Source organism: Pseudomonas sp. UV AK001, assembly GCF_046097675.1.
GTDB lineage: Bacteria > Pseudomonadota > Gammaproteobacteria > Pseudomonadales > Pseudomonadaceae > Aquipseudomonas > Aquipseudomonas kribbensis.
This window is the reverse complement of record NZ_JBJUVZ010000005.1, coordinates 292,474-305,617: the sequence shown is the minus strand read 5'-3', so window position 1 is coordinate 305,617 and position 13,144 is coordinate 292,474. Positions and strand designations below refer to the sequence as shown.

The window sequence follows — 13,144 nt, the reverse complement described above, 5'->3', positions numbered from 1 at the left end:
AAGTCGGTTAAAGCTATCGGGCAAAAACAACGCGCTCAAATCTATAAAAAATCAACCGATGTCAGCCGAAACATCGAACAATAAATTTCCCGAAAAATTAAAAGCCCGGTAACACTCGAGTCTGTTAAACAAGCAATCTGAAAACGAACAAAGCCGTGCCTCTGAAAGAGGTCACGGCTTTGTTTTGACTCCCGACATTTAAACCAGATACTCAAGACAGAATGTCACGCTGACTTGAAGTTACTTACAACTTCCCTCAGTGCTCCATAGCGCAATCAGGACACTGGTTTTTCCCCGTACCAACGTGGCGTATAAACCCAACTTTCTCCATTGGCACGGGCGAATGTGCAAGTAGTGGACGAACCGATCAGCACCATGGTGCGCATGTCGACCTGATCCGGAGTCAACGCCCCCAGTGTCGTGGTACGCAGGGTCTGGCCCGGCCTGCCGATGTCACGTCCGAGCACCACCGGGGTTTGCGGCGCGCGGTGCTGCGCGACGATTTCCAGCGCGCGTCCCAGTTGCCATGGACGGGCGCGGGAAATCGGGTTGTAGAACGCCAATGCCAGATCGGCCTCGGCAGCGAGATCCAGACGTTTTTCGATGATCGACCACGGCTTGAGGTTGTCCGACAGAGACATGACGCAGAAGTCATGGCCCAGCGGCGCACCGGCCTGAGCGGCGGTGGCCAGCGAGGCGGAGACACCCGGCAGGATTTCCAGATCGACGCTGTGCCACGCCGGATCCGTCGACTCGTGCAACGCTTCGAGCACCGCCGCCGCCATGGCGAACACGCCGGGATCGCCGGACGAAACCACAATCACCGAACGGCCCTCAGCGGCCAGCCTGAAAGCGTGGCGGGCGCGCTGCATTTCTTCGCGATTGTCAGTGCAGTGCTGCACTTGATCGTCACGGAACGGGCCGGCCATGCGCACATAGGTTTCGTAGCCGAGCACATCGGTGGCTCGAGCCAGTTCGGCTTTTACCGCCGGCACCATCAGCTCTGCCGCACCAGGGCCGAGACCGATGACGGCCAGACGTCCGCGTGGACGGCCGACCTGCGAAACGTCCAACGGTTGTTCGGCCACGGCGATGGCGAGGTCGTGGGATGTTGTGATGATTCGAGCATCAGGGACTGCATCGCGAGCCAACTCACCGATGTCACTCGCCGGCGCGACAAAGCGCAACGGCACTCCCAGCTCAAGCGCCGCTTCACGCAATGCCGGACTGGCCATCTGCACGTCAGCCGCCACCAGACAGGCCAGCGATTGAATCGCCACACCGGCCTGCTGCAACGCACCGCGAATGGAGCCCGGCAGGTCAGTCACTCCTGAACCGACCACAACCGCCACGCTGCGCGGATAAATCAGCAACTCACTGACGCTCGCCACGCGGGCATCGCTGCCGACATGAATCGAGCGCTGCGCCTGTGGATCTTCCGGCAGTTGCGCCTGCTCAAGCCACGGCGCGGCGCCGTCGATGCGCACGCTGTGACCGGCGAGCAGATCAGAGACAAAGCGTTTGCCCTGCTCCAGATCGCCGAGGGCATAACCGCCGGGCGGGTTGAGCAGGCAGGTGCCGAAACGCAGTTCGCCGCTGGTGGTGATCGCCGCCGCCACCTCAAGCGCAGCCGCGATCTCGCGGGCCATGACATTCACTCCGCCAAGACCGCCGAGCAGCGGCACTACGGCGCTGCCGTCTTCAGCTACGGCGAGCACCGGGGGCTCGACGCCTTTCTCCAGCAACAACGGCGCCAGTGTGCGGATGACAATGCCGGCCGCGCACAGGGCAATGATCGGTGTGTCCTGCTGATACAGCTCGCGCAGGGTTGCGCCGAACTCGCTGTAAATCAGGTCAGCCCCTTCGACACGCCCGGAGAGGCCATGAATCTGCGCAGCCGGATAGACCTGCTGAAGACGACGGGCCGTGGCCAGCGCGCCCTGACCGAGAATGACGATGGCCGGTGTGGAATGGGTCATCAGCCTTGCCACCGTTCGCCGGGAACAATGATCAGCGAGAAGTACGGCGACGACATCGGCTCGACCTCATCCAGCGGCACGATCTTCTGGTTGGCCATGGTTGCGCGCTCGACATACAGCGCACGCTCGGCCAAGCCAAGCTCTGCCAACACGTCGCGCACTTTCGGGAAGTTGCGCCCCAGCTTCATGATCACCGCCGCATCGGCATCGGCCAGACGGCGCTTGAGCTCGTCATGAGGCAGCACGCCGGACAGCACCGACAGGCTCTGATTGCGATACACCAGCGGCGCACCCAGTACCGATGCGCCGCCAAGCATCGAGCAGACACCCGGCACCACTTCGGCTTCGTAACGGCTGGCGAGGCGGTCGTGCAGATACATGTAGGAGCCGTAGAAGAACGGGTCACCCTCGCAGATCACCGCCACGTCGCGACCGGCATCCAGATGCGCGGCTACTTCCTCTGCCGCGTCATCGTAGAAATCGCTGATCACTTGCTCGTAAGACAGCGGCGCCGGCAGCACTTCGGTGGTCACCGGGTACACCAGCGGCAGCAGGTTCTGCGCGTCCTGCAGGTGCGCTTCGATGATGCCGAACGCATTGCCCTTCTTGCCCTTGGCCACGTAGTACGCCACCACCGGCGATTCGCGCAGCAGGCGCAGGGCCTTGACGGTAATCAGTTCCGGATCACCGGGGCCTACGCCCAAACCAATCAAACGTCCTTTGGCCTGCATCATTCGATCTCCGTGGCGAGGGCATTGACCGCAGCGGCGGCCATGGCACTGCCGCCGAGGCGACCCTGCATGATCACGAACGGCACGCCACGGCTGTTGGCGGCCAGCTCGGCCTTGGATTCAGCCGCACCGACGAAGCCCACCGGGAAGCCGAGGATCAGCGCCGGTTTCGGGGCGCCGGCGTCGAGCATTTCCAGCAGATAGAACAGCGCGGTCGGTGCATTGCCGATCACCACCACGCTGCCTTCCAGATGCGGACGCCACAGTTCCAGAGCGGCAGCGGAGCGAGTATTACCCAGCTCGCGCGCCAGCTCCGGCACGCTGTCGTCGCGCAGGGTGCAGATCACTTCGTTGTTGGCCGGCAGGCGCGCACGGGTCACGCCTTCGGAGACCATCCGCGCATCGCACAGGATCGGCGCACCGGCGGCCAGCGCATCGCGCCCGGCCTTGCCCGCGCCTTCGGAGAATTGCAGCCCGTCGATGGCCTCGACCATGCCGCAGGCGTGGATCACCCGCACCGCGAGTTTTTCCAGGTCGGCCGGGATGCGCGCGAGATTGGCCTCGCTGCGAATGATCGCGAAGGAGTTGCGATAGATCTCCTGACCGTCGCGGATGTAATCAAGCATCAAGGGGGCTCCGTGAGCGGGCGGCGAGCAGGGTCGCGGCCGCTTCGATAGTAAGGTTGTGAGCGTGCAGCGCGCCGAAACCGGGCATCGCTGCATCGCGAAAATAGAGATCGTAGTGACCGGGAGCGACCGCCAGCAAAGTCACCGCAGCCCGGTGCGCGGCGGCGCAGGAACGCGGGCAACCGGACAGGTGCACATCCACGGCGTGTGGCAACAGAGTAGCCAGAAGGCGGGCATCGTGTTTGGTGTCGGCCAGGCCTTTGCCGCAACCGTTGGAGCCGGTGCAGGCGATCAGGTGCGCTAAAGGATCTTCGACATGGGTCAGCAGGTTCAGCTTGCTCAATTCGTCGAGCACTTGAACCGCATCGGTTTCCCGCACATTGGGCAACAACAGACTCTGCCATGGGGTGAAGCGCAGACTGCCGTCGCCGAAGCTTCTGGCCAGTTGTGCGGCGCCACGCAGCATATCCGGACCGAGGCGGCCGAGCGCCGGTGCGGCACCGACATAGAACTGACCGGACGATTGCAGAGGGTGAATGCCGAGGTGCAAACCTTCAGGTCCGGCTTCGCGCTGCCAACCAGCGGCGGCTTTCAGGCTGATCCGCTGACCGAGTTTTTCCAGGAACATCGGTGCAGGGCATTCATCCAGCAGATGGCGCATTCGCGTCTGCTCCGGTCGGGCCAGATCGAGGAACAATTCCAGCGCCGCGACCACCAGCGCATGTCCGTCCACAAGCGCCACGGCAGCCAACGGTCGATCCGTCGGGCAACCCGCCAGGCCGAACGCCAACAACGTGTTTTCACCGCTTTTGAATGCCGACAACCACAGATCATGGGGATGCTCGAGCATCGCCAGTGCTTCACCGCCATCCAGTTGCACGGCGAACTTGGCGCTCAGCTCATGGAAGCGCGGATGGCTTTGCAGGGTCTCGAGGATCTGCCCGGCCAATGGACGGGTATCGAAGCGCATCTGTCGGTCGATGCCGGCAGCCGGGCTGAGCATCAGGTTGCGCACGTCGTCGCCCGCAGCGGTTCGCGGCCCGAGACCGGCGGCCAGCAGGCTGTCGATCAATGCAGCGGACTGGTCGCCGATGCCGCGAATCTGCAGATTGCCCCGGTTGGTCGCCTCGATCGCCCCGCCGGCAAACCGCTCGGCGGCATGGGCCACCGCATCGGCCTGATCGGCCGTGATCGAACCGCCATCGAGCTTGATCCGGCAGATCCCGCCATCCAGCGCCTGGACGATACGCAGCAACCCCGGACAGGCCGAGGGGCGTATGGCGTTGGACATCGGGCGTTCGTTCAAGGGCTGGCAGCTCAGTGGGAAAGGCGCTTCGCGGACGAAGGCGCGGTATTATGCCTGCTTTGTCCGACGGCATGAAAAGTCTGCCCGTCGGAACGACGCGTTTGCGGACACTTTTTTGAGGGGCTACAGATGTCACCCTGGCTGACAGTAGTAGGAATCGGTGAAGACGGCTTCAAGGGCCTGGGCAAGAATGCCCGGCGCGCCCTGATGGGCGCTTCGCGGATCATCGGCGGTCAGCGTCAGCTCGACCTGTTGCCGGTGTGCATCCGTGGCGAGCGCCAGTTGTGGCCGAGCCCGTTTTCCCTGGCCCCGGTGCTCGAGCGTCGCGGCGAAGCGGTGTGTGTGCTGGCCAGTGGTGACCCGATGTTCTACGGCGTTGGCGCAAGCCTGGCGCGGCAGGTGCCAGGGGCCGAGATGCTGGTTTTGCCATCGTCATCCTCTTGCTCACTGGCGGCCGCCCGACTGGGCTGGCCGCTGCAGGACGTCAGCGTGTTGTCGCTGGTGGCTCGCCCGCTTGCGGCCCTCAACGCACAACTGTTTAGCGGCGTGCGCCTGTTGCTGCTGAGCAATGACGGTCAAAGCCCGGCAGCCGTTGCAGCATTGCTGCGCGAGCGAGGGTTTGGCCCCAGTCGCCTGAGCGTTCTGGAGCATCTGGGCGGCAGCGCCGAACGCCAAATCGACGGCACCGCCAACGACTGGAACGACCCAGACATTGCCGATCTCAACGTGATCGCCATCGAGTGCCTCGCCGATCCGCAGACACCGCGCCTGTCGCGCCTGGCCGGCCTGCCGGACTCGGCCTTCAAACATGACGGGCAACTGACCAAACGCGACGTGCGCGCCATCACCCTCGCCCGCCTCGCCCCGACACCCGGCGAGCTACTGTGGGACGTCGGCGCCGGCAGCGGTTCGATCGGCATCGAATGGATGCGCGCTCACCCGAGTTGCCGCGCCTTGGCCATCGAGGCCGACGATGGTCGCCAGCAACTGATCGAACACAACCGTGACGCCTTGGGTGTTCCCGGCCTGCAACTGATTCGCGGCAGCGCACCCCAGGCCCTCGCCGGGCTGGAACGTCCGGATGCGATTTTCATCGGCGGCGGAGTGACCCGCGAAGGTGTGCTGGAAACCTGCTGGGAACAGCTCAAACCCGGTGGCCGACTGGTGGCCAACGCGGTGACCCTGCAAAGCGAAATGACCTTGATGAGCTGGCGCGAACGCCACGGCGGCGAACTGACCCGCATCCACATCGCCCAGGCGCAGCCGCTGGGCGAGTTCGACACCTGGCGCCAGGCCTTGCCGATCACCCTGCTCGATCTGGTCAAACCCCTCGATGCGTGACGAAACCGCCGAACAACCCGCGCCCCTGCGCAGCGGCCTGACCACTGGCAGTTGCGCTACGGCCACCAGCCTCGCCGCCGCCCGCCTGCTGCTCGGCGGAGTAGTGGCTGATGCCGTGCAAATTGTGTTGCCCAAGGGCAAGCAGGTGCAGATGCGTCTTGAGTTCTGTCGGCTGACCGAGAACGGCGCCGAAGCCGGAACCCTCAAGGACGCCGGCGACGACCCGGACGTGACTCACGGCGCCCTGCTCTATTCGCGGGTGCAACTGATTGCCGAGCCGGGCATCCGCTTCATCGCCGGCAAAGGCGTCGGCACCGTCACTCGGCCGGGGCTGGTGCTGGGCGTCGGCGAACCGGCGATCAACCCGGTGCCGCGCAAGATGATCAGCGATCACTTGACGCTGCTCGCCGAAGAATCCGGCTATCGCGGCGGCTTCGAGGTAACGGTCAACGTCGAGGGCGGCGAAGCCCTGGCGCTGAAAACCATGAACCCGCGCCTGGGCATTCTCGGCGGCTTGTCGATCCTCGGCACCAGCGGCATCGTCCGGCCGTTTTCCTGCGCGGCGTATATCGCCTCGATCCATCAGGGCATCGACGTGGCGAAAACCAACGGCTACCTGCACATCGCCGCCTGCACCGGCAATGCCAGCGAAGACACCATGCGTCGGGTCTACGACTTGCCGGAAATCGCCCTGATCGAAATGGGCGACTTCGTCGGCGCCGTGCTCAAGCACCTGCGCAAGGTGCCTGTGGATAAACTCAGCCTGTGCGGCGGCTTCGGCAAGATCAGCAAACTGGCGGCCGGGCACATGGATTTGCACTCGCGCCATTCGAGCATCGACCTGCCGCAACTGGCCGACTGGGCGGCGGCGATTGGCGCCGATGACGCCTTGCAGCAAGCCATTCGCGGGGCGAACACCAGTCAGCAGGCACTGGCGATGGCCAGTGCGGCGGGCGTTGCCCTGGGCGATGAAGTTTGCCGCCATGCACTGGAATTCGCCCGCAGCGTGGTGCCGGCGCAGGTGCAGGTCGAGGTGTTTGCGATTGATCGTCAGGGCGGCATCGTCGGCCATGCGGGGGCTTTTGCATGAAACGGATTCTGTTGCTGGGCGGCGTGACTGAAGCGTTGGCCATCGCGCGCACTTTGGGGCCGGAACACATTTACAGCCTTGCTGGCGTCGGCCGTGTGCCGACCGATCTCAACTGTCAGGTGCGCGTCGGCGGCTACGGCGGTGCCGAGGGGCTGGCGCAGTTCATTCGCGATGAAGGCATCACACTGCTGCTCGACGCCACTCACCCCTACGCCGCACAAATCAGCCACAACGCCGCCACCGCCGCGCAACTCACCGGCATCCCCTGCTGGGCCCTGCGCCGCCCGGCGTGGCAACCGCAACCGGGCGATGACTGGCGCGAAGTCGCCGACTGGGCGGAACTGATCACCGCTCTCGAACCCTTCCGCCGCCCCCTGTTCACCCTCGGCCGCGAACCGCTGCAACACCTCGATGAAATCCCCGCGCACCAGTTCTGGACCCTGCGCGCCCTCGACGTCTACCCCGGCAACGAACGCTGCGAAGTCATCGGCGCCCGTGGACCGTTTCTGCTGGAAGATGAACGGGCCCTGTTCGAACGCCGGCAGTTCGACGTGCTGATCAGCAAGAACAGCGGCAGCACCGCGACCGAGCCGAAGCTGGAAGTGGCGCGGGAGCTTGGGGTGCCGGTGATGGTGTTGAGGCGGCCGGTGTTGGCGGGGGTTGATCGGGAGTTTTGGACGGTTGCTGACGTCATCTCGGCTCTTGAAAAACGTGATCGGGGCTAAGTTTTTTCCTCTCGCGATAGCTTCAGTTGTTGACGCAAGTCCCATGCAATGCAAATTCGAGCCGCTACACTCTCTTGAAAGTGCGCTGCGACACCAAACCGCACGACGCTTTTTTACTTATCGGCCCTGATCAGGCTAAATAGCCGCGCCTGATCGCCCACCCTACGGACCTGTCCCATGACCCGACACCGGCTCGCATTTGCCTGGATCGCCTGCTTCGCAGTGCTGTTCAACATGCTCGCCATGCCGTTGACGGGAGCGATGGCTCAGGCGGCGCAGACGCCGGCCGAGCAGTTGCTGTGGAGCAGTTTCTGCACCGGCAGCGGCACGAAGATGGTGGCAATCGACATCGGCAGCCTCGATCAGAAAGCACCGCAAAGCGGTGACAATCATTCGACCATGCAGCATTGCTGGTGCTGTTCCGGATCGGCGCCGGTGGTGGCGTTGCCGGGGCATTCGCCGCAGCTGTATTTCGCCCGATACGAAAGCAATCGCAGTGTGGCGCCCGCCTTGCTGCAAACCCCGACACCGCGCCAGCAATGGCCGAGCCTCAATCCCCGCGCATCCCCTCTGGTTTGATTTGTTCCCGCATTTGACCTGCGTTTCAAATCGTTCTGGAGAACTGCCATGTTGAACAAATTCATCGTCATCGCTGCGCTGTTGCTGCCGGCGTGCTTCGCCCATGCCCACGAATACAAGGCCGGCGAGCTGGAAATCGCCCACCCGTGGTCGCAGGAACTGCCGCCGAATGCACCGACGGTTGCCGCGTATTTCATCATTCACAACGCCGGCAAGACGGCTGATCGCCTGCTGAGTGTCGACTCGCCCATCGCTTCAAAAGCCGAGCTGCACGAACACGTGATGCAGGGTGACCTGATGAAAATGCAACAGGTGCCGAACGTAGCCATCCCGGCCGGCGAGAACGTGACCTTCGCGCCGATGGCCTATCACGTGATGCTGATGAATCCGACCGACCGCAGCCTGCTGACCGACGGCAAGCGCTTCCCGCTGACGATGCACTTCGAGAAGGCCGGTGACGTGACCGTCGAAGTCGCCGTGCAGAAGAAACCACCGCAGGACATGCCGGAACACGCGCACGCCCAGTAACCACTTCGGCAGACTCCGCCCGTGCGCCCGCGCAGCGCCGGGGCATCCATGCAACGCCGTCAGACCGAACACCTGACACGCGGCAGCTGGATCGCCCTGTTCGCCATGTTGATGATCTTCATCGGCCCGCTGATTTCCCAGTCGATGCCGATGGATCAGCACGCCTCGGCATCCATGCCAACGAGCATGGACATGTCGATGGACATGGCGGGCATGGATCATTCCGCGCATGAGGCCAAACCCTCGGCCGAACACTGCCCGCCGCAATCGTCGCACCATGTGCTGTGGGAAAAGTGCGGCTACTGCAGCCTGCTGTTCAACTGCCCGGCGCTGACCGGCGGCGGCAGTTTCGCCACGTTCAGCATTCCCCACGTCAACACTTTCACCCCACCCTCCCCGCGTCTGGGCCATGCCCGGCAGACCTTCTTCCCCGGCGCCCGCAGCCGCGCCCCGCCCGTCGCAGCGTAAACACCCACCTCTGATTGCACACGGTCGAGAAGACAGCTTCAGGCTGCCGGCCGTGTCGTTTACGACTGTTTGATGGAAATTGTCATGTCCAGGTTTTCTGCTGTCCCACGCTCGGGTTCTGCCCCGGCGTCCTTCGCCCTGAACGAATCGCGCATCCGTTTCAGGCACGCTACCGCCGTCCTTTGCGGCGTCCTGCTGTCCCCGCTGGTCCACGCCGATGAACACGCCGGCCACACCGAAGAACTGAGCCCGACGGTGATCACCGCCATCGCCCCGAGCTCCCCGCTGACCATCGTCACCAATCCGAAAGACCCGCGCCAACCGGTGCCCGCCAGCGATGGCGGTGACTATCTGAAGACCATTCCCGGCTTCGCCCTGGTGCGCAACGGCGGCACCAACGGCGATCCGGTACTGCGCGGCATGTTCGGTTCGCGCCTGAACATCCTCACCAACGGCAGCATGATGCTCGGCGCCTGCCCTGGCCGGATGGACGCGCCGACCTCGTACATCTCGCCAGAGACCTACGACAAACTCACGGTGATCAAAGGACCGCAAACCGTGCTCTACGGACCGGGCGCATCCGCCGGCACGATCCTCTTCGACCGTGAGCCGGAGAGCTTCGGCGAACTCGGCACACGGGTGAATGCCAGCGTGCTGGCGGGCTCCAACGGACGTTTCGACAAAGTCGTCGATGCAGCGGCCGGCGGCCCGCTGGGTTACGTGCGAGTGATCGGCAACACCGCGCACTCCGACGACTACCGCGACGGCAATAACGACACCGTCGCCTCGCGCTATGACAAGTGGAACGGCGATGTGGCGCTGGGCTGGACACCGGACGCCGACACCCTGATCGAACTGACCGCCGGCAAGGGCGACGGCGAGGCGCGCTACGCCGGACGCGGCATGGACGGCTCGCAGTTCCTGCGGGAAAGCCTCGGCTTGCGTTTCGAGAAATCCAACATCACCGACGTGCTGGAGAAGCTCGAAGCCCAGGTCTACTACAACTACGCCGACCACGTGATGGATAACTACACCCTGCGCACGCCGTCCGGCACCGGGATGATGGCCGGCCCCATGGCGTCCAACGTCGACCGCCGCACCCTCGGCGCGCGGATCAAGGCCACCTGGCGCTGGGCCGATATCCAGCTGATCACCGGCCTCGATGCGCAGACCAACGAACACCGTCAGCGCAGCGGCATGGGCATCGATACCTACAAGGATCAGCCGTATACCAAGGACGCCGACTTCCATAACTACGGCGTGTTCAGCGAGATGACCTGGTACGCCGCCGACCGCGACCGGCTGATCACCGGTGCCCGGGTCGACCGCGCCTCGGCCAGGGATTTCCGCCAGACCACCGGTTCGGGAATGATGTCCCGTCCGAACCCGACCGCCGGCGATACCCGCGCCGACACCCTGCCGAGCGGCTTCGTGCGTTACGAGCATGACCTGGCCGACAGCCCGACCACGCTCTACGCCGGCCTCGGCCACGCCCAACGGTTCCCGGATTACTGGGAGCTGTTTTCGCCCAAGTCCGGCCCGGCGGGTTCAGTCAATGCGTTCGATTCGATCAAACCGGAAAAAACCACTCAGCTCGACTTCGGCGTGAACTACAAGGACGCCGACCTCGAAGCCTGGGCCTCGGGCTACATCGGCGTGGTGCGCGACTACATCCTGTTCGACTACACCCCGACGATGATGGGCATGAGCACCTCCCGCGCCGAGAACATCGACGCGCGGATCATGGGCGGTGAACTCGGTGCCGCCTACAAGCTCACCGACAACTGGAAAGCCGATGCGACCCTGGCCTACGCCTGGGGCAAGAACAGCAGCGACGGCAAGGCCCTGCCGCAGATGCCGCCGCTGGACGCACGTTTCGGCCTGACCTACAGCGAAGACAACTGGAGCGCCGGCGCACTGTGGAGGGTGGTTGCCGCGCAAAACCGTATCGACCAGAACAAGGGCAACGTGGTCGGCAAGGATTACGACAAGAGTTCGGGCTTCGGCGTGTTCTCGCTCAACGGTGCCTACCGGATCAACAAGAACTGGAAGGTCAGTACCGGCGTCGACAACCTGTTCGGCAAGGCTTACGCCGAACACCTGAACCTGGCGGGCAACGCCGGGTTCGGCTACCCGGCCAATGACCCGCAAGCCATCAACGAGCCGGGGCGCACGCTCTGGACCAAGGTGGACATGAGTTTCTAACCCTCAAGGGCACTCGCTCCCGTTGAGGGAGCGAGTGACAGCAGACAACTAGAAGATCCAAGCCAAGCGGAGCACTCGTGATGAAACAGCCCAAACCGAATTTCTACAACCTGGCCTGGCGTTGGCATTTCTATGCCGGATTGTTCGTCGCGCCTTTCATGGTGATGCTGGCCCTGACCGGCATCATTTACCTGTTCAAACCGCAACTCGACTCGCTGATGTACAGCAGCCTGCTGAACGTCCCGGCCGGGCATCACACCGTACCGGCCGATGACCTGCTGCAAAAGGTCAAAAACGCTTATCCACAAGGCCAGGTCACCCAGTACCTGCCACCCGCGAACGCCGAACGCAGCGCGCAATTCGTGGTGAAGAATGCCGGCCATGAGCTGAACGTGTTCATCGATCCGTACCACGGCGACATCCTCGGCGAGCAGGATGCCAAGCAGAACCTGCAAGCACTCGCCCGGGCGATCCACGGCGAATTGATGATCGGCACCGTCGGTGACCGGCTGATCGAACTTGCCGCCGGCTGGGGCGTGGTGCTGGTGGTGTCCGGGGTTTTCCTGTGGTGGCCGCGAGGTCAGGCCGCCGGAATTCTGTGGCCACGCCTGAACAGTCGCGGCCGCGTGTTGTGGCGTGACCTGCATGCGGTCACCGGATTCTGGGGCGCTGCATTGCTGCTGGTGATGCTGCTCAGCGGCATGACCTGGACCGGCTTCTGGGGCAAGCAGTACGCCCAGGTGTGGAACGTGTTCCCGGCGGCGATGTGGAATAACGTGCCGACCTCTGACGTCGAGGCCGGCAGCCTCAACAACGCAGCCCGCCAGACCGTACCGTGGGCCATGGAAAACACCCCGATGCCGATGTCCGGCGACCACGCCGAACACATGGCCCATGGCGGCATGCAACACGGTCCCGCCGCGCCGATCATCAGCCTGCAGGATGTGCAGAACATCGCCATCGCGCGCAAGGTCGAGCCGGGCTACAGCATCACCCTGCCGACCACCGCCACCGGCGTGTTCACCATCGCCGTGTTCGCCGACGACCCGCGCAACGACGCCACGCTGCACGTCGATCAGTACACCGGCAAGGTGTTGGCCGATGTGCGATTCGAGCACTACGGCGCCGTGGCCCGGGCAACGGAAATCGGTGTGATGCTCCACGAAGGCAAGATGTTCGGCACCTTCAACCAGATCATCGTGCTGCTGATCTGCCTGATGATCCTGCTCAGCGCCGTCAGCGGCGTGGTGATCTGGTGGAAGCGTCGCCCGCAAGGAAAATTCGGCGTACCGCCGCTGCGCCACGATCTGCCGAAGTGGAAAACCGGGGTGGCGATCATGCTGGTGCTGGCGCTGGTGTTTCCGCTGGTGGGCGCTTCGCTGGTGGTGGTGTGGCTGCTGGATCGGCTGCTGCTGTCGCGTCTGGGCCGGCAAACTGAATCTGCCTCAACTTCATCATGAAACAGGCGAGATGCGCGACCTAGACAGATCTTTAAACTGCCGGGGCTTAAACTCCGGCAATTTTTAGTGTTACTGTATAACGCTAATTGCTGCTCTGCCCGCAGCC

12 protein-coding genes are annotated in these 13,144 nt (G+C 63.7%); 8 read left to right on the top strand and 4 right to left on the bottom strand.

Translation table 11 applies throughout. From position 1 onward, the window contains the following. Positions 1-275: 275 nt before the first annotated feature. Genes cobJ through cobG form a run of 4 tightly spaced genes read right to left on the bottom strand, consistent with a single transcriptional unit; the run spans position 276 to position 4,627 of the window. Positions 276-1,979, bottom strand: a complete 1,704-nt coding sequence (gene cobJ, locus ACKLNA_RS16785) for a precorrin-3B C(17)-methyltransferase (RefSeq protein ID WP_408986493.1) — start codon at positions 1,977-1,979, stop codon at positions 276-278. Further along, the gene (locus ACKLNA_RS16780) at positions 1,979-2,713 is read right to left on the bottom strand and encodes a precorrin-2 C(20)-methyltransferase (RefSeq protein WP_408986492.1); all 735 of its coding nucleotides are present in this window, start codon (positions 2,711-2,713) and stop codon (positions 1,979-1,981) included. The genes cobJ and ACKLNA_RS16780 overlap by 1 nt, the downstream gene beginning before the upstream one ends. Continuing rightward, complete coding sequence (locus ACKLNA_RS16775) at positions 2,710-3,336, bottom strand: precorrin-8X methylmutase (RefSeq protein ID WP_085609238.1); 627 nt, start codon at positions 3,334-3,336, stop codon at positions 2,710-2,712. Before ACKLNA_RS16775 ends, ACKLNA_RS16780 begins: the two co-directional genes overlap by 4 nt. Next, positions 3,329-4,627, bottom strand: coding sequence for a precorrin-3B synthase (gene cobG, locus ACKLNA_RS16770; protein ID WP_408986491.1), 1,299 nt, complete (start codon positions 4,625-4,627; stop codon positions 3,329-3,331). Before cobG ends, ACKLNA_RS16775 begins: the two co-directional genes overlap by 8 nt. Positions 4,628-4,771: 144 nt before the next feature. On the opposite strand from cobG, the gene cbiE reads away from it, so the two are divergent. The 8 genes from cbiE to ACKLNA_RS16730 all read left to right on the top strand — a co-directional run bounded on the left by cbiE (position 4,772) and on the right by ACKLNA_RS16730 (position 13,038). Further along, positions 4,772-5,983 carry a precorrin-6y C5,15-methyltransferase (decarboxylating) subunit CbiE gene (gene cbiE, locus ACKLNA_RS16765; RefSeq protein WP_408986490.1) on the top strand — a complete coding sequence of 404 codons (1,212 nt, stop codon included), beginning with the start codon at positions 4,772-4,774 and terminating at the stop codon, positions 5,981-5,983. Beyond that, entirely contained in the window at positions 5,976-7,073 is a 1,098-nt protein-coding gene (locus ACKLNA_RS16760) for a cobalt-precorrin-5B (C(1))-methyltransferase (protein ID WP_408986489.1), read from the top strand. Before cbiE ends, ACKLNA_RS16760 begins: the two co-directional genes overlap by 8 nt. Further along, complete coding sequence (locus tag ACKLNA_RS16755; protein ID WP_408986488.1) at positions 7,070-7,798, top strand: cobalt-precorrin-6A reductase; 729 nt, start codon at positions 7,070-7,072, stop codon at positions 7,796-7,798. Before ACKLNA_RS16760 ends, ACKLNA_RS16755 begins: the two co-directional genes overlap by 4 nt. A gap of 177 nt (positions 7,799-7,975) precedes the next feature. Further along, positions 7,976-8,377, top strand: a complete 402-nt coding sequence (locus ACKLNA_RS16750; RefSeq protein WP_248743033.1) for a DUF2946 domain-containing protein — start codon at positions 7,976-7,978, stop codon at positions 8,375-8,377. 48 nt (positions 8,378-8,425) lie between these two features. Beyond that, a complete protein-coding gene (locus ACKLNA_RS16745) occupies positions 8,426-8,905 on the top strand; it encodes a copper chaperone PCu(A)C (protein WP_408986487.1) in 480 nt (159 codons plus the stop codon). A 21-nt stretch (positions 8,906-8,926) separates the two neighbouring features. After that, positions 8,927-9,373 (top strand): DUF2946 domain-containing protein, encoded by a 447-nt coding sequence (locus ACKLNA_RS16740; protein WP_408986486.1) that lies wholly within the window; start codon positions 8,927-8,929, stop codon positions 9,371-9,373. A gap of 84 nt (positions 9,374-9,457) precedes the next feature. Next, positions 9,458-11,578, top strand: coding sequence for a TonB-dependent copper receptor (locus tag ACKLNA_RS16735; RefSeq protein ID WP_408986485.1), 2,121 nt, complete (start codon positions 9,458-9,460; stop codon positions 11,576-11,578). Between the two features lie 80 nt (positions 11,579-11,658). Continuing rightward, positions 11,659-13,038: a PepSY-associated TM helix domain-containing protein gene (locus tag ACKLNA_RS16730; protein ID WP_408986484.1), complete on the top strand. Its 1,380-nt coding sequence runs from the start codon at positions 11,659-11,661 to the stop codon at positions 13,036-13,038. Positions 13,039-13,144 lie beyond the last annotated feature (106 nt).